Raw genomic sequence first — 16,244 nt, 5'->3', positions numbered from 1 at the left:
AAGTTTGAAACCTTTCAGGCAGGGCAGTGGCTGCCCCAGTATCAGTACAAAAGCTTCAGCCCGGTGACGGTGAACAGAGAGTGGAGCTGGGAGGCCCCCTAGATCAACACCTTGCTGGAACGCGCTTCCCGCGCTTTGGCGGAGCTGGATGCCTTTACCTTGATCGTTCCGGATGTGGATTTATTCATCCAGATGCACATCACCAAGGAGGCCAACAACTCTTCTCGTATCGAAGGCACGCAAACCGAGATGGATGAGGCGGTACTGGATAGCAGCCAGTTGGCACCCGAAAAGCGCGATGATTGGCACGAAGTACAGAACTACATTCAGGCGATCAACGAAGCGGTCGAGGAGCTGGAGCGTCTTCCGTTATCCAACCGGCTACTCAAGCATACTCACGCCATCCTGATGCAGGGGGTACGTGGTGAGCACAAGTCTCCCGGGGATTTTCGTATCAGTCAGAACTGGATAGGTGGTAGTAGCTTGGTGGATGCAGCCTTTATCCCGCCTCATCCCAGTGAGGTGCCTGAGCTGATGGGGGATCTGGAACTCTTTTGGCACAACGATAGTGTCAACGTGCCGGAGCTGATCCGGATCGCTATAAGTCACTACCAATTTGAGACCGTCCACCCCTTCCTGGATGGGAATGGCCGTATCGGGCGGCTGCTGATCACCCTCTATCTAGTTAGCAAGGGCCTGTTACGCAAGCCCTCGCTGTACCTGTCAGACTTCTTCGAGCGCAACCGAGCCAGCTACTACGATGCGTTGACTCGTGTGCGGATGTCTAATGACATGGTCCATTGGGTCAAGTTCTTCCTATCGGCCATCATCGAGACCGCTGGTAAGGGCAAGGCCACCTTTACCGGGATCCTCGAGCTGCGCCAGGAAATGGATCGCATGGCCTTTGGCTACGGCAAGCGGGCCGAGAATGTACAGACTTTGCTCAGACACCTCTACAGGCGTCCTGCGGTAACGGCAGGACAGGTCAGCGAACTGCTGGAGGTGACGCATCAGACCGCCTCTGCGCTGCTCAACAGGATGGTCGAGGATAAGATGTTGAACGAGATAACTGGCTACCAGCGTAACCGGATATTTGTCTTTGAGCGTTACCTGCGGCTATTCCGGTCATGACTCTTCGAGAAAGTGTTTGTGTAACGCAGCGCCGACAAAACTGATAGACGTGACTCCATGTGTAAAGGTGCCAGCTTTTTCTTTACATATAACTGGCATGTGTAAGGCGAGGTGAAGTTGCTTCGCAGAGGGATGCCTACTCTGGGCATATCAAGGCCGCACACCCTGATAGCGGAGACGGGGTGGCCCGGGGACGTAGCAGTTGGCTCTGCCAGTTGGATGACACGCCCATTAGCCTGATCTTGTCCATCAACAGCGTGCACTTCTTGATTGGCGTTGAGCTATTAAGGACGACGCTTCAGGCTTGAAACTCGGTGACCACTTCACGCTGACCTCATCGCTTAAGACGGACGGGGATGGTTTCGCAAGGCCTTACCTGGCGCTTGTCCCCCAAGACTAATACCGCCGCTTCGACAGCATCAGCTCCACCACGTCATCCAGCAGGGTATTGTCCAGGGTCTGACCGATGTCGATGACTCGGTGTCTCGGATAGTAGGGGCTCAGGTCGAGACCGACGCCGAGGCCAACGATATCGATGGGGCCGGAACGACGACCGTTGCCGCCGCTGTACGTCGCCACCACCGAGCGCAGGTGGTGGTCGAGGTAGTGACGATCGTTGGCCAGGTTGGTGGCGCTATCCGAGGGGCTGCCGTCGGAGATCACGACCAGCAGGCGGCGGTTGACGTCGGCGCTCATCAGCCGCTGACAGGCCCATTGCACGGCTTCGCCGTCGATCCCTTCCTTGTAGATATCGGCCTTGAGCAGGGCCGCCAGTCCCAGCCGGGCGCGGCGCCAGGGCTGGCTGGCGTCCTTGATGATCAGATGGCGTGCCTCGTTGAGGCGTCCCGGGGCCGCGGGTCTGCCTGACCTGAGCCAGTCCCGTTGGGCACGGCCCCCATTCCAGGCGCCGGTGGTGAAGCCCAGCACCTCGCTGCTTACCCCCGCCATGTCCAGCGCCCGGGCCAATAGCTCCACCAGGGTAGCGATGGCTTCACCGTGGACCTTCATGGAACCGGAGCAGTCGATCAGCAGGCTGACTTGAGCATCGCTGACGGGTCGATGGCGTTCGCGGAGAAAGACGCGGCGCTCCTGGGGCGATGTCACGATCTGCGACAGTCGGCGCCCGTCGATCACGCCGCTTTCTTCGCCGTCGTTCCAGCCATCTCTCTCCACCACCGACAGATGACGCCGAAAGGCCCGGGCCAGCCGGCGCACGTTGACCTTCTGGGCGGCGAGCCGCTGATCCAGACGGTCGCGGTACTCCACCAGCAGCGCGTGCCGGACCAGGCTGTCGGCACGCCTTTCGCTGTCATAAGCCGTGGTGAAGGCGCGGTAGCGGTTGGCGTCATCTTCCAGTAGACGGCTTTGCCCGCTGAGCGCGACCGGGATCTCTTCCTCCAGGTCATCTTCACTGTCCAGCAGCAGGGCCAGGGCACGGCGAGGATCCTTGTCCTCCTGCTCGCGATCCTGCTGAGGCTCAAAGCCTTCCAGCTGGGCAGCTATCCAATCGGCGATGGCGTGGGCGTGACGCTGGAAGGCCGCTTGATCGTGACGCTCGCGTCGCAGTCCCGCCAGGGCGTGGCCGAGGGCCGGTACGATATTGGCCCGGGTGGCCTCCAGCATGTCCTCGAACGCTTCCAGCATCGGTGCCGCCATCAGCCGCGAGCGACTGATCTGAATCACGCAGAACAGCAACAGTCCGAGGGCAGTTTCGGTGAATTGCGCGTGATGGTAGTCCAGCGACCACTGTCGGAAGCGCTGTTCGAGGTTGCTCGCCATGCCCGGTGCCCCGGGGCCCAGCAAGGCTTCCACGCGGCACTGCTCCAGCCAGTCGTAGATCAGCCGTGGTTCGGGCTCTGCTGGCCGTAGGTGCTGGTGAAGCGCGTCGTCGCTGAAGCGCTCGCGCAGGGCCAGGGCATCGCTGACCGCGCGATAGCCCGTAATCGACAGGCAGTCATCGGCAAGCTTGAGGTGAGGGGCCCGCAGGGGGACTCGTCGTTGCCCGTGGTAGAGACGACGGCTGGCGTAGAACCAGCGGCTGTCGCCGGTGTGGGCTCGCAGTACCGCCGCCTCGATGTCTTCGAGATATTGCTGGCGCCGTGTTCTGGCCAAGGCGCTGGCGTGGGTCGCATCGCCTGGGGTCGTCATGATGCTTCACTGCCACCGTCGCCGCTGGCGATGGACTCGCTCAGTTCCTCATCGAAGCAGCGTTGGTAGAACTCCGCGACCAGAGCGCGTTCATGCTCGTCGCACTTGTTAAGAAACGACAGACGAAATGCCAGCGCAGGATCGCGGAATATCTCGCAGTTCTCGGCCCAGGTAATCACCGTGCGTGGCGACATCAACGTCGACAGGTCGCCGTTGGCGAAGCCCTTTCGGGTAAGTTCGGCCACCGCCACCATGGCGTCGACATGGCGCCGGCCACGCTCGTTGTCCTTGCTCGGCACCCTGGCGAGCACGATGTTCACTTCTTCGTCCCGCGGCAGATAGTCGAGCTTGGCGACAATGTTCCAGCGATCTACCTGGGCGTGGTTGAGCAGCTGGGTACCTTGATAGAGGCCGTCCTGGTTGCCCAGGCCCACGGTATTGGCGGTGGCGAACAGGCGAAACATCGGGTGTGGACGGATGACCCGGTTCTGATCGACCAGGGTGAACTGGCCATCGCGCTCGAGGATGCGCTGGATGACGAACATGACGTCGGGTCTGCCCGCGTCGTACTCATCGAAGATCAGGGCGACCGGCCGCTGAAGTGACCAGGGCACGATGCCCTCCTGGAATTCTGTGACCTGCACACCGTCTCGGATCACGATGGCGTCCTTGCCCACCAGGTCGAGGCGACTGATGTGACCGTCCAGGTTGACACGTACGCAGGGCCAATTGAGGCGCGCCGCGACCTGCTCGATATGGGTCGACTTGCCGGTGCCATGAAGCCCTTGAACCATCACCCGACGGTTGCGGGTAAAGCCCGCCAGGATCGCCAGGGTGACGTCCGGGTTGAAGCGGTAGGCCTCATCCATGGCGGGCACATGATCGTCTCGCTGCGTGAACACCGGCACCTTGAGGTCCGAATCGATACCGAAGATCTCCCGGGCGCTGTGCCAGTGCTGGGCGGGGAGGCTGTCATCGAGCAGGGAATGGGCATCGGCCATGGTCGTGTGTCCTGGTGCGCTGCTGTGAAAGTGATGACACTATAGACGTGTTTTAAAAAATAACGCAAATTGTATCGAAAAATGAGATTTCAATGGGTTCTGGCCACCCTGGGATGAGTGGGGCGCCGTGAACGAGGGGGAGAAGCATATGCGGGATGTGATCGTGGTGGGTGGAGGCGTCATCGGCATGATGAGTGCCTGGCGTCTGGCACAAGCCGGCCTGACCGTGACGCTGGTAGAGCGGGGTCGTTGCGCCGGAGAGGCTTCCTGGGCCGGTGGTGGCATCGTTTCGCCGCTGTATCCATGGCGCTACAGCGCGCCTGTCTCTGCGCTGTCAGCGTTGTCTGAAGGCGTCTATCCGGCGCTGTGCCGCCAGCTATATGACGAGACCGGGGTCGACCCGCAGTTCACCCGGCATGGCCTGTTGTATCTCGCGGTGGACGATGCCGAGGACGCGCGACAGTGGGCGCAGCGCTTCGGCAAGCCATTGGAGGACATCGACGCCGATGCCATTTGCTGCCTTGAGCCAGGGCTCGCCGAGACCGATTGGCTGCGTCGGCAGCAGGGCGGGTTGTGGATGCCCACACTCGGCAGCTTGCGTAACCCGCGCCTGGGGCGTGCCCTGCGTGCGCGGCTGGAACGGGATCGCCGGGTCGAAGTCCGGGAGGACTGTGAGGTCATTGGATTCAGGCGTCGAGGCGATGACGTGGTCGGGGTAGAGACCGTGCAGGGTCGCATCGATGGGGGGCGCATACTGGTCTGTGGCGGGGCATGGAGCGGCGAACTGCTGCGGCGAGCCGGGGTTGGCCTGGCAGTCAACCCGGTCAAGGGACAGATGATGGTGCTCAAGCCCCCCTATGGTACTCGACCGCTCTCACGGGTGGTGCTGGCGGATGGGCGTTACCTGATCCCGCGTCAGGATGGACGCATTCTGGTGGGGTCCACCCTGGAGCACCAAGACTTCGACAAGACCACCACCAGCGCGGCACGGGTGTCGCTGTATCGCAGTGCGGTGCGGCTGTTGCCAGCGCTTTCCAGGGCCAGTATCGAGCATCACTGGGCCGGCCTGCGACCTGGCTCTCCTGGCGGCATTCCTTTTATCGGGGAGGTGCCTGGCTGGGCTGGACTCCACGTCAATGCCGGCCATTTCCGCAATGGTCTGGTGCTGGCGCCCGCGGCGGCTCGACTCGGCGTGGAGTTGCTGTTGGGTGAGCGACCCTGCGTGGACCCGGCACCCTATCGGCTTGGGCACGACGCACACCATGTGCAGGATTCGGCGTCACCCGCAGGGCTGGCCCAATCGACAGCGAGCAACTGGTGCTAAGGGACGAGCGCTCGGGGCCTTTAGGCTCGGGGGTAGACGAGGCCAAGAGGGCCTCGCCAACACAATAACGATACTGCTCTAGGCGCTCAGTCGCGCTGTGAACAACAAGGAGAACCTCCATGAGCCAACCCGACGCCCAGTTTCTCGCCGATTTCGCCGATGCGCTCAACCGTCACGATATCGACGCGGTGATGTCGATGATGACCGACGATTGCGAATTCCATTCCGTGGCTGGCCCAGAACTGCTGGGCAAGACCTTTCATGGTCAGGAGCAGGTTCGCGCTGGACTCAGGGCGGCCTGGGAAAATGCCCCGGATGCCCAGTGGCTTGACGGGGTGCATCAGGTGATTGGAGATCGCGGCTACAGCGAGAGCACCTACTGTGGGACCACGGCCGATGGTATGCGCTCCGAGGCTCGCATGATCGATGCCTTTACCTTCCGCGACGGCAAGATTGCGGTGAAGAATGCCTTCCGCAAGCAGCGGCCGGCCACGCCGACTCGTCAGGGCTGAGGGTACCCCATTCGCGATCCGGGAGGAGCGACATGCTGGAGCTAAAGACCGCGGAGCAGCGAGCGTTGGAGGCCACCGGCCAGGGGCCGCTGCAAGGCAAAGGTGCGGCGACGTCTGCGCGCGCCCCTTATGATCCTGCCTATGACCCGCTGACGGCGAAGCAGGTGGGTACCGGCTGTGACTATGCGCCCACTTACTGGGTCGCCACCGCCGGCGAGCCACCTGCCGACGACGGCCCCATTGAGTGCGATACCGATGCCGACGTGGTCATCGTTGGCTCGGGTTTCACCGGGCTGACCGCGGCGATCTTCCTGGCGGAGCGCTATGGCATCAAGGCCACGGTACTGGAAGCCAATCGGGTGAGCTGGGGCTGCAGCACGCGCAACGGTGGCCAGGCTCAGTGCGCCTCAGGGCGCCTCAAGCGCTCCCAGTGGATTGCACGTTACGGTCTCGATACGGCGCTCAAGCTGCATCGGGAATGCGTCGAGGGCATGCAGACGTTCAAGTCCCTGATCGCCGACATTGACTGCGATCCACAGCCCGGCGGGCATCTGTATATCGCCCACAAGGATCGGATGATGCCGGGCCTGGAGAAAGAGGCGCGACTGCTGCGAGACACCTTCGACTACGATGCGCGGATCATCGATGGCGACACCGTCAAGCGTGAGTGGGTGGGGGACAGTGAGGCGGCAGGCGCCATGCATGAGCCTGAGGGCATCGGTATTCATGCGGCAAAGCTGGCCTTTGGTTACCACCGCAAGGCACGTGCTCTGGGCGTCAAGGTACACCCGGCAAGTCCGGTTCTGGGCTGGGAGACCCGCGGCGACACGCACTACCTGCGCACACCGGGCGGTCTGGTCAAGGCGCGGGCGGTCGGGATTGCCACCGGGGGCTATATCACCGGTCAGCTCCACCGTTCGCTGCATAATCGGCTGCTGCCGATCCTGTCGAATTCCATGGTCACTCGCCCATTGACGTCCGACGAGATCGAGGCGACCGGGTTTCGCACGCGCCAGGTGCTCACCGACACGCGCATCCTGCGCCATTACTACCGACTGTTGCCCGACAATAGGGTGCAGATTGGCAGTCGCAGTGCGATTTCAGGTCGTGATGCGCCGAAAGAACGCTACGCCGCCATGCTCAAGGCCGATCTTGAGCGCAAGTTTCCGGCGCTGGCCGGTATCGAGATCGACTACTCCTGGTGGGGCTGGGTCGATGTCAGCCACGACATGATGCCGCGGATTCACCAGCCTGATCCCCGGGAAAGCGTGTACTACGCTCTCGGTTACGGTGGAAATGGGGTGATGTACTCGGCCCAGGCCGGCAAGCGGCTGGCACAGTGGATCGCAGGTGAGGGCGCTACCCTGGAGTTGCCGATCTTTACGTCCAAGCTTCCGTTTCCCAATCTGAGAGAGCGCATCGAGTCGCAGGCGTTTGCCCCTTTCCGCCGCGCTGGCCAGCGTTTTCTCTACCGCTACTACTACGTCAAGGATGAATTGCTATGACGACATTCGGCGACGCCGGTACCACGCTCTTGTAACGTGCGCTGTTGCCTCGCTGGGTTAAGGGAGCCAGGCCGTGCCCATCGGGACGGCCTGGACGTCGTTGTGATGTGGGGCGGCGGACTCGCCATCCCGTTCGCTCTAGAGTGGTCGGACGCGTAAGGCGTCGAACCCTCAATGCTCTGGCGGCAGCTGCTTGTCGAGCCGCTGCAGAAAGGCCGTTTGTACCGGCGTCAGCTCCCCTTCGCGCCAGGCCACTTCCGTGACCAGGCTGTGTTGCACGCCTTCCAGGGGCACCATGGTTACCCCCTTGCGCAGGTAGTTGCTGGCGCACTCCAGATGCACGGTGACGCCAAAGTCGCAGGCCACAAAGGCGAAGATCGTCTCACTGTTGAAGGTTTCCTGCGCCACCTTGGGCTCAAATCCCGCCTCGCGGCAGATCAACTCGAGCTTTTGACGGAAGTGGTGCCACATGCTGTGTGCGCCGAGAATGAACGGCTCGTGGGCGAGCTCCTCCAGGCGGATACTCCGGCGCTGTGCCAGGGGATGATGCTCGCTGACCGCAGCAATGAAACGGTCGCGCTGGATAGGACGTGAGCACAGGCCTGGGGTCAGCACAGGCCCGGTGACGAAGCCGAAATCCAGATGGCAATCCGTCAGATCCTGTAGCTGTGATGCCGTTGAACCGAAGTGCAGGTCAAAGTGGATATCCGGGTGCAGCCGGCGAAAGTCATCCAGCAATGCCGGCAGTTCCCCGGTGATGGCAAAGTCGGTGTAGCCAATGGCAAGGCGTCCCAGCTCCCCCCGTCCCGCTCGCTGTGTCTTGAGCACCGCCTCGTCCAGATGGCGCAGGATCTGGCGACTCTCCTCCAGCATGACGCGTCCGGGCTCGGTCAACCTGACCTGGCGGTTGTTGCGTAGCAGCAGGGTCTCGCCGATGGCCTCTTCCAGCTGAGCAATGGTGCGGCTGAGAGCAGGCTGTGCAACGTTGAGCCGCTCAGCGGCATGACGAAAGTGCAGGCAGTCAGCCACGGCGACAAAAGCGGAGAGATGGCGAAGTTCTATGCGCATTGATGCCTCATCGGTATCGCATGAAACCTAATTGATATTATACGAGCAACGACGGTGGTCCTAGGCTGAGAACATCCGCTTCACTTCCAATAACAACCGTCGGGTGACTCCATCATGCAAGATTCCTTTCACGGGGTAATTGCCTTTGCGCTGCTGGCCTTGATGCTATGGCTTGGCAGTCAGCTGCGCAGCCGCCTTGGCTGGCTGCGAGCCTCGCTGGTTCCCGCCAGCATTGTCGGTGGTCTGCTGGGTTTCTTGGCGCTGTCGCTGGGCCTGCTGCCTGGCTATGAGCCAGGCGATTTCACCGCGCTGACCTTTCACTTTTTTACCCTGAGCTTCATGTCCTTGTGCCTGACCGGAAGCGGGCGCCAGAGCGAGGCCGGCGGTGGCAGCATCTTTCGCGGCGGCATGTGGATGACCCTTGCCTGGAGCATCAGCCTGGGCCTTCAGGGCGTGATCGGTTTCCTCGTGGTCAGCGGCTACGACGCGGTGACCGGCAGTGAGATCAGCGCCTTTCTCGGTGCCATCGTCACCCATGGCTTCACTCAGGGGCCCGGACAGGCGCTGACCTACGGCACTATCTGGGAGAGCGAGTACGGCATCGCCAATGCCGCCCAAGTGGGACTTATCTATGCCTCGCTTGGATTCCTGATGGCCTTCGCACTGGGCGTGCCGTTGGCGCGACGCTATCTGTCCAAGGGACTGAACGCCAACCGCGCCTCACGCCTGGACGACAACTTCCGTCGCGGCTTCTTCACCCGTGCCGGCGAGGCGGCCGACGCGACCTCCTTGCCATCGATGGGGCGCATGATCTCCCACCCTGGCAATCTGGACTCCCTGGCCTATCACCTTGGTCTGCTGGCGATTGCCTATGTCGTCACGCACCTCTGGCTGACCTTTATCCAGGGGGTGATCGGTGACGCCACACCCTTCGGCATCAACGTGGGGGTGCTGTTCAGTCACAACCTGTTCTTCCTGCACGGCCTGGGCGTCTGCGTGCTGATGCGTATGCTCATTGACCGTCTTGGCCTCGCTCATCGGGTCGATGATGAGACGCTTAAAAGAATTACTGGCAGCTCGGTGGATTTCATGGTCGTGGGCACCCTGATGAGCATCCAGTTTGCGGTGCTTTACGCGCTGCTGGTGCCCATCCTGCTGGTCACGGTGGCCGTCACCTTGTCGACGCTGCTGGGGTGTCTGGTCATGGGGCGGCTGAGCGGCGAGCTAGGGCCGGAGCGAACCGTGACGTCCTTTGGCTGCTGCTGCGGTTCCACCGGTACCGGCCTGCTTCTGCTGCGAATGATGGACGCCGACTTTTCCACCTCCGTGCCCAAGGAGCTGGCCTTCTTCAACCTGGCCATCGTGCTGGCGACGCTGCACCTGCTGATGATCTTCGCGCCGATCGCGCCGTCTCTGGGGGCAGGCACTTATCTGCTGGCCTTTGGTGGCACGGCGCTGGCCCTGGTCGCCTGTATCCCGCTGATGCTGATGTGGGGCCGCCACGGGCGAGATAGTTCGCCATCGTCAGGTTGGGCCGCCAGCGTCGACCAACCTTCATACACCAGCTCACCCGCCAGCCTTTCATCGACCGTGACCAAGGGAGCGTCTCGCTCATGAGTATCGTTGTCTATCCTGCTCGCCGCGTGCTGACCATGAATCCATCCCAGCCTCGGGCCACCCACGTCGCCGTGCACGATGACCGAATCCTGGCGGTGGGCGGCGCCGAGGATATGCCGAGCCATGCCCGCACCGATGATCAGTTTGCCGACAAGGTGATCCTGCCGGGCTTCGTGGAAGGCCACAGCCATGCCCTGGAAGGCGCGATGTGGGACTACCTGTATCTTGGATTCTTCCCGCGCCAGGATCATCTTGGGCAGCTATGGAGCGGCCTTGAGACCATCGCCCAGGTGCAGCAGCGCCTGCGCCAGCATGCGGCCACGTTGGACGAGGGGGAGCCGCTGATCGCATGGGGGTTCGATCCGGTCTACTTTCCAGGGCAGCGTCTGAGTCGTCGAGAGCTGGATGAGGCCGTCGCAGACCGGCCGCTGGTGATCCTCCACGCCAGCTTTCACAGCATGACGGTCAATAGTGTGATGCTGGAGCTGAGCGGGATCGAGCAAGGCCCGAGGGTGGAAGGGGTACGACTGGATGACCAGGGACGGCCAAACGGTGAGCTGCAGGAAATGGCGGCCATGTTCGTGGTGTTCGATGCCATCGGCAATAACCTGTTCAATGCGGTGGCCTCGCCCCAGGCGCTCAAGCGATACGGGACGATCGCCAGTGCCTGTGGCGTGACCACCATCACCGATCTTTACAACCCGATGACCGACGAGGCCATCGAGGCCATGCGGGAGGCGACCCAGGCCGCCGATTTTCCGGTGCGGCTGGTGCCTGCCATGGGGGTATTGGGTTGGTCGGCGGAGGAGGGGATCGCGCGTCTACAGCGTGCCAAGACCTACAGTCATGACCGACTGGTGTTCGGCCCGGCCAAGCTGATGACAGACGGCTCGATTCAGGGCTACACCGCCCGCCTGAAATGGCCCCACTACCATGACGGCCACGCCAATGGCATGTGGAATGCCGACCCCGCCGCCTTGACGGAGCTGGTACAGGCGTACCATCAGGCGGGATTGCAGCTGCATATCCATACCAATGGAGATGAGGCCGTCGAACTGATGCTGGAGGCTTTGACCCAGGCGTTGACGTTGTGGCCGCGCCCCGATCATCGCCATACCCTGCAGCACTGCCAGGTCATCGACCATGCTCAGCTGCGACGTGCTGCCCGGCTTGAGCTGTGTCTCAACATGTTTGCCAACCACATTTACTACTGGGGCGACATCCATCTGCAGCGCACCCTGGGTCCGTCTCGCTGCCAGCGACTGGAGCCACTGGCGTCTGCGCGACGCCTGGGCATCATGACCGCGATCCATAGCGATGCGCCGGTGACCCCTTTGGGGCCACTGTTTACTGCCTGGTGCGCGGTGAACCGCACCACCGCCAGCGGCCGTCAGCTTGGTGAGCAGGAGGCCGTCAGCGTTGAGGCCGCCCTTGAGATGATCACCCTGGGTGCCGCCTTCACCCTGGGGATGGATGATCGCGTGGGCAGCCTGGAAGTGGGCAAGTTTGCCGACATGGCCGTGCTGGATCAGGATCCGCTTGAACAACCGGCCGAAGCCCTGCGAGACATCAGGGTACATGCCACCTTGCTGGGCGGGCGTATCCACCAACGCAAGGCAAGCCACACAGGATGAAGGTTGCTGACTCCGTCGCTGGCGACAGGGTGCCCGGCAAGGGCAATAGAGCGCAATGGATACGGCCGCCTGCAATGGGCATCAACAAAGGTAGATGAGATGGTCCATGACGATCTGGCAAGTGGTCCCATGGGGGCTGAGAGGATAGAACGGACTGAGGGAATAGTGCGGGCTGAGAGGACAGAGGAGACCGAGAGGACAGAGGGAGGCGAAAGGATGGCGGGGACTGAGGCAATGGACGTTGCCAGGGACAGTCTTGAGCCCGCAAGCATCCGTCCGCAGGGCTCAGCGCAGCGCAGTGCGCTCGAGGCGGTGCCGGTCACGGTCATCGCCGGTTTCCTGGGGGCAGGCAAGACCACCTACATCAATCGACGTCTGGCGGCGGGGGACGTGGTGGATGCGCTGATCCTGGTCAACGACGTCGGCAAGGTCAATGTGGATGTGGCATCGATCGACTACCGGGACGATCGCGTGCTGTCGCTGGCCAATGGCTGCGTCTGCTGCACCCTGGGCGGGACCCTGGCAGAGCAGCTGTCCCAGGCGCTGCGGCTGAAGGCCAGGCCCAGTGAGATACTGATCGAGGCCAGCGGGGTCGCCAACCCCTGGCGCATCGGCGACATCGCTCGACTGGCGCCGGGCTTGAGCCTTTCCGATACCGTGGTGCTGGTCGATGCCAGCCAGGCCCGGCGCCTGGCTCAAGACGTTCAGGTCAGCGATCTCTGGCACGCTCAGTTGTCGTCGGCGCGGCGCTTGTTGGTGAATCGTCTACCTCGGGACGAAGAGGATAGAGAACGCCTGCTGGCCTGGTTGGGAAAGCTGGCGCCAGGAGCCACCCTGGTATCGGAAACCGGGGCCTGGGACGATGGTGATGTCGCCGCTCAGTCATGTGGCGGCGCTGACAGCCAGCTTGACCGCACGGTGGCGGGGTCTTCTGAGCATCCGGCGGGCGCCGACGCGTCAGGGGGCCAGACAGATCACTCCGGGCTGAGGCAGCGTACCCTGCACTTTACCGGAGCGGTGGCGGCCGATCGCCTGGTGACGGTGCTGGAGCGCTACCGCGACTGCCTGTATCGGGCCAAGGGCTTTCTCAGGCAGGCCGGGGACGAAGGGGGCTGGTACAGCCTCCAATACAGCGGATCGCGAGGTCGTTGGCGCCCCCATGGCCGTCCGGTGACTGGAGCGGTGTTGGTCTGTATCGGTCGCCAGAGCGAGCCATTTGACGGTCTGATCAAGGAGATTGAACAGCTCGAAGAGCCGCTTGAACATCTGTTCGACCATCCATAGATCGCCCCGCGGCCAGCTCGCCAGGGGACACCTGAATCAATGGCTGCGCCGCCGATTCGCTGCGTTGCGGGCGCCTAGCGCCTCATACTGCTCGGCTGGTGTAATCAGCGCTGCCCTAAGGGGCGATGGCGTGGGGCCGACGCTGAAGCGGATGTGCGTTCAGCCGCGATGCACCGGTGTGCTTGCCTATTGCCGCAGTGAGGGCAGCAGTGAGGCCAGACGCTCGATGCCGGCTTCGATGCGCGACTCGTCGATGGCAGAAAACCCCAGGCGCAGCGTGGGACGCGTCGGCTGGGTAAGGAAATGCACGTCTCCCGCTTCAAACAGCACGCCTTGCTCCTGGGCCAGACGCTTGAGCAGCCCGACGTCGGTGTTCTCGGGCGCTTCCAGCCAGAAACACGAGCCGCCAAAGGTGGAGCGGATCTGGAACTGAGGAAGGTGCGCTTCCAGGGCATCCCGCATCAAGTGCCAGCGACGTTGATAGGTCTGGCGTATCTGGCGCAGCAGAGCGTCGTGATAGCCCCGGTCGAGAAACAGCGCCACACTGCGCTGATTGTTGGTCGCTGGATGGCGAAGCATGAGGCGACGCAGGGCGCGCGCTTCAGCGATGAAGGCAGGGGGCGCCACCATGTAGCCAAGCCTCAAGCCTGGCGCCAGCGTCTTGGACAGACTCCCCACATAGATGACCCGACCGCTGGTATCCAGACTCTTGAGGGCGGGGGTCGGGTTGTCGATGAAATTGGTCTCGCTCTCGTAGTCGTCTTCTATCACCAGGAAATTGTCGCGGTCGGCGCGTTCCAACAGCTGTCGGCGACGCTCCAGCGGCAGGGTGACGCCGGTAGGGGATTGGTGGCTAGGCGTCACATAGGCCAGATGGCAGCCGGCAAGTCGGTCATCGATCACCAGCCCCTGGTCGTCCACGTCCACCGCCAGAATATCGTCGGTAAAGGTGCGCGCAATGTTGACCATGTCGACGTAACCGGGGTTTTCCATGGCAAAGCGTCGCTGAGGCCCCAGGGTCAGCATCGCGCTGATCCACAGCGCCTGCTGCGCGCCCACCGTCACCAGGATTTCCTCGGGTCGTGCCCAGACGCCGCGGCGTGGCAGCAGGCGTTGATGAATCTGTTCGACCAGCAAGGGGTCGTCTTCACTCAGGTGGTCGGCAGACCAGCGGCGAATCGCCGGCACGCTCACCGAGTCACGACTGCACTCGCGCCAATGCTGGGTAGGGAAGAGGTTGGGATCGATCTGACCGTAGAGGAATGGGTAGTCGTAGTCGAGCCAGTCGGTCGGCTTGGTGATGCAGGGCTGCTGGGCGAGCCGGCGCGTCAGCAGTGATTCCCAGGGCAGCTCGGGTGCGGCCGCAGTGCGTGCGGCAGCGTGATTGTCGGCCCCGGTGGCGGCAACGCGCCCGGCCAGAATGTCAGGATTGACGAAGTAGCCGCTGCGTTCTCGGGCCACCAGATAGCCATCATCCAGCAGCTGGTCATAGGCCAGCATGACAGTATTGCGCGCGACGCCCAGCTCCTTGGCCAGGCGCCGGCTAGAGGGAAGCGCTTCTCCAGTAGGCAGATGGCCTTCGATGATCGCGCGGGCGATCTGCTCGCGCAGCTGGCACTGCAGGCTTTCCTTACGGTCGGCGTTGAGTCGAAACAGGGGGGCGCTCATTCCGCTGGTGCATTCCTGATAGTCATTATTGGCATTGTGGGGCGACGAAGAGATTCGCTACCGCTGCTTACGATCCTACAGACAACGCACGCTGTCGAGAGGAGCCGGGGGGCTGGCCCAAACGATGGCGGCGCGTTGGTCCTATGGGGTGCGCGTTTGTCGATAGAGAGTAAGCATCATGGTGAGGCGGCGAAGCCAACATGCCGCCGACCGCCCCTGAAATGAAACACCCGACACAATATTCCGCTCGATGCGGTACAACAATGATGGGAGTTCCTCATGCATAACCAGGCACCCTATACGCACCCCAAGTCCTCACGCGTTCTGCCGCGCGGGCTGGTTACCGGCTTGTCACTGGCGCTGCTGAGCGCTGGGACCACTGTCCATGCGGCGACCTGGAAGATGGCGCTGGGTGATGCCGCCGGTGGCACCCAATATGAGCTTGGATCGACCTTTGCCACCCTGATCGAGGAAAAGTCAGGGGGTGAGATCAACGTCGACCTGTTCCCCAACGGTCAGCTTGGCAGCGAGCAAGATACGGTCAACAACGCCAGCATGGGGCTGCTCGACCTGTCGGTGCTGGCGATCAACAATATCACCCCCTTTTCGCCAACGGTGGGGGTAATGACACTCCCCTATGTCATTCAGAGCCCCGAAGATGCCCGCACCCTGACCCAAGGCGCGATCGGCCAGGAAATGGTGGAGAACACCATTCGCGATGCTGGCGTGCGCATCCTCGGTTGGGCCTATTCGGGATGCCGACGGCTGACCAATTCGTCCCATCCGGTAGCAACCCCGGACGATCTGGATGGGCTGGTCATTCGCGTGCCCAAGAACGAGATCATGATCGCGGCCTATCAGGCCTGGGGCATCAACCCCAATCCTCTGGCCTGGTCGGAGACCTTCACGGCGCTGCAGCAGGGCGTGGTCGACGGTCAGGACAATCCCTACATCACCATTGATGCGATGAAGTTCTACGAGGTCCAGGATCATGTGACCGACAGCTGCTATGTGTTCTCCATGGAGCCGCTGATCATCAGCGAAGGCAAGTTCCAGAGCCTGTCCGAGGAACAGCAGCAGTGGGTGTTGGCAGCGGCTCAGGAGGCCACCGACCACAGCTATGACTACCTGCTTGCCCAGGAAGACGCCATCAAGACGCGCCTGGTAGAAGAGCACGGCATGGAAATCACCGAGCCTGCCGATGGCGAACAGGCCTGGATCGAACAGGCCACTGCCATCTGGCCCGACTTCTACGACAGCATTGGCGGCAAGCAAAAACTGGATGCCGCCCTGGCCGCTCTAGGACGTGAACCCGCTCCCTGAATAGCGTCCCTCGCCTGAATGTCCTTGAA

12 protein-coding genes are annotated in these 16,244 nt (G+C 62.3%); 8 read left to right on the top strand and 4 right to left on the bottom strand.

Features of this window, described 5'->3' with window-relative positions; genetic code table 11:
* The first annotated feature begins 111 nt into the window (after positions 1-111).
* A complete protein-coding gene (locus JF545_RS13345) occupies positions 112-1,131 on the top strand; it encodes a Fic family protein (protein ID WP_206942811.1) in 1,020 nt (339 codons plus the stop codon).
* Between the two features lie 396 nt (positions 1,132-1,527).
* Here JF545_RS13345 and JF545_RS13340 read toward each other — a convergent pair whose 3' ends face one another.
* Entirely contained in the window at positions 1,528-3,279 is a 1,752-nt protein-coding gene (locus tag JF545_RS13340) for a cobaltochelatase CobT-related protein (protein ID WP_206942810.1), read from the bottom strand.
* Positions 3,276-4,280 carry an AAA family ATPase gene (locus tag JF545_RS13335; RefSeq protein ID WP_206942807.1) on the bottom strand — a complete coding sequence of 335 codons (1,005 nt, stop codon included), beginning with the start codon at positions 4,278-4,280 and terminating at the stop codon, positions 3,276-3,278. The genes JF545_RS13340 and JF545_RS13335 overlap by 4 nt, the downstream gene beginning before the upstream one ends.
* Before the next feature lie 148 nt (positions 4,281-4,428).
* Between JF545_RS13335 and thiO the strand changes: the two genes are divergently transcribed.
* The 3 genes from thiO to JF545_RS13320 all read left to right on the top strand — a co-directional run bounded on the left by thiO (position 4,429) and on the right by JF545_RS13320 (position 7,621).
* On the top strand, positions 4,429-5,604 hold the full coding sequence (thiO, locus tag JF545_RS13330) for a glycine oxidase ThiO (RefSeq protein ID WP_206942805.1): 1,176 nt from the start codon (positions 4,429-4,431) through the stop codon (positions 5,602-5,604).
* A gap of 119 nt (positions 5,605-5,723) precedes the next feature.
* A complete protein-coding gene (locus JF545_RS13325) occupies positions 5,724-6,116 on the top strand; it encodes a nuclear transport factor 2 family protein (RefSeq protein ID WP_206942803.1) in 393 nt (130 codons plus the stop codon).
* A 32-nt stretch (positions 6,117-6,148) separates the two neighbouring features.
* Positions 6,149-7,621: an NAD(P)/FAD-dependent oxidoreductase gene (locus JF545_RS13320; RefSeq protein WP_206942801.1), complete on the top strand. Its 1,473-nt coding sequence runs from the start codon at positions 6,149-6,151 to the stop codon at positions 7,619-7,621.
* 171 nt (positions 7,622-7,792) lie between these two features.
* Here the strand turns inward: JF545_RS13320 and JF545_RS13315 are convergent, their stop codons facing one another.
* A complete protein-coding gene (locus JF545_RS13315; RefSeq protein WP_206942799.1) occupies positions 7,793-8,689 on the bottom strand; it encodes a LysR family transcriptional regulator in 897 nt (298 codons plus the stop codon).
* Positions 8,690-8,803: 114 nt separating this feature from the next.
* Between JF545_RS13315 and JF545_RS13310 the strand changes: the two genes are divergently transcribed.
* The 3 genes from JF545_RS13310 to JF545_RS13300 all read left to right on the top strand — a co-directional run bounded on the left by JF545_RS13310 (position 8,804) and on the right by JF545_RS13300 (position 13,224).
* Positions 8,804-10,306: a sodium/glutamate symporter gene (locus JF545_RS13310; RefSeq protein ID WP_206942797.1), complete on the top strand. Its 1,503-nt coding sequence runs from the start codon at positions 8,804-8,806 to the stop codon at positions 10,304-10,306.
* Positions 10,303-11,940 (top strand): amidohydrolase, encoded by a 1,638-nt coding sequence (locus JF545_RS13305; protein WP_206942795.1) that lies wholly within the window; start codon positions 10,303-10,305, stop codon positions 11,938-11,940. The genes JF545_RS13310 and JF545_RS13305 overlap by 4 nt, the downstream gene beginning before the upstream one ends.
* A gap of 216 nt (positions 11,941-12,156) precedes the next feature.
* Positions 12,157-13,224 carry a CobW family GTP-binding protein gene (locus tag JF545_RS13300; protein ID WP_206942792.1) on the top strand — a complete coding sequence of 356 codons (1,068 nt, stop codon included), beginning with the start codon at positions 12,157-12,159 and terminating at the stop codon, positions 13,222-13,224.
* A 186-nt stretch (positions 13,225-13,410) separates the two neighbouring features.
* On the opposite strand, the gene JF545_RS13295 is transcribed toward JF545_RS13300, so the two are convergent.
* Complete coding sequence (locus JF545_RS13295) at positions 13,411-14,892, bottom strand: PLP-dependent aminotransferase family protein (protein WP_206942790.1); 1,482 nt, start codon at positions 14,890-14,892, stop codon at positions 13,411-13,413.
* Between the two features lie 279 nt (positions 14,893-15,171).
* Here JF545_RS13295 and JF545_RS13290 point away from each other — a divergent pair, with 279 nt between their 5' ends.
* Positions 15,172-16,215 (top strand): TRAP transporter substrate-binding protein, encoded by a 1,044-nt coding sequence (locus tag JF545_RS13290; protein ID WP_206942788.1) that lies wholly within the window; start codon positions 15,172-15,174, stop codon positions 16,213-16,215.
* Positions 16,216-16,244: the final 29 nt, after the last annotated feature.

Origin of the sequence: Halomonas litopenaei (assembly GCF_017303055.1) — a bacterium.
GTDB lineage: Bacteria > Pseudomonadota > Gammaproteobacteria > Pseudomonadales > Halomonadaceae > Halomonas > Halomonas litopenaei_A.
The sequence above is the reverse complement of the archived record's forward strand: the minus strand, read 5'-3'. Positions and strand labels throughout refer to the sequence as shown.

Coding starts and splice junctions, on each gene's coding strand:
- JF545_RS13305 (WP_206942795.1), top strand. CDS start 10,303: ATGAGTATCGTTGTCTATCCTGCTCGCCGCGTGCTGACCATGAATCCA.
- JF545_RS13295 (WP_206942790.1), bottom strand. CDS start 14,892: ATGAGCGCCCCCCTGTTTCGACTCAACGCCGACCGTAAGGAAAGCCTG.
- JF545_RS13340 (WP_206942810.1), bottom strand. CDS start 3,279: ATGACGACCCCAGGCGATGCGACCCACGCCAGCGCCTTGGCCAGAACA.
- JF545_RS13315 (WP_206942799.1), bottom strand. CDS start 8,689: ATGCGCATAGAACTTCGCCATCTCTCCGCTTTTGTCGCCGTGGCTGAC.
- JF545_RS13325 (WP_206942803.1), top strand. CDS start 5,724: ATGAGCCAACCCGACGCCCAGTTTCTCGCCGATTTCGCCGATGCGCTC.
- JF545_RS13335 (WP_206942807.1), bottom strand. CDS start 4,280: ATGGCCGATGCCCATTCCCTGCTCGATGACAGCCTCCCCGCCCAGCAC.
- JF545_RS13310 (WP_206942797.1), top strand. CDS start 8,804: ATGCAAGATTCCTTTCACGGGGTAATTGCCTTTGCGCTGCTGGCCTTG.
- thiO (WP_206942805.1), top strand. CDS start 4,429: ATGCGGGATGTGATCGTGGTGGGTGGAGGCGTCATCGGCATGATGAGT.
- JF545_RS13290 (WP_206942788.1), top strand. CDS start 15,172: ATGCATAACCAGGCACCCTATACGCACCCCAAGTCCTCACGCGTTCTG.
- JF545_RS13300 (WP_206942792.1), top strand. CDS start 12,157: ATGGCGGGGACTGAGGCAATGGACGTTGCCAGGGACAGTCTTGAGCCC.
- JF545_RS13320 (WP_206942801.1), top strand. CDS start 6,149: ATGCTGGAGCTAAAGACCGCGGAGCAGCGAGCGTTGGAGGCCACCGGC.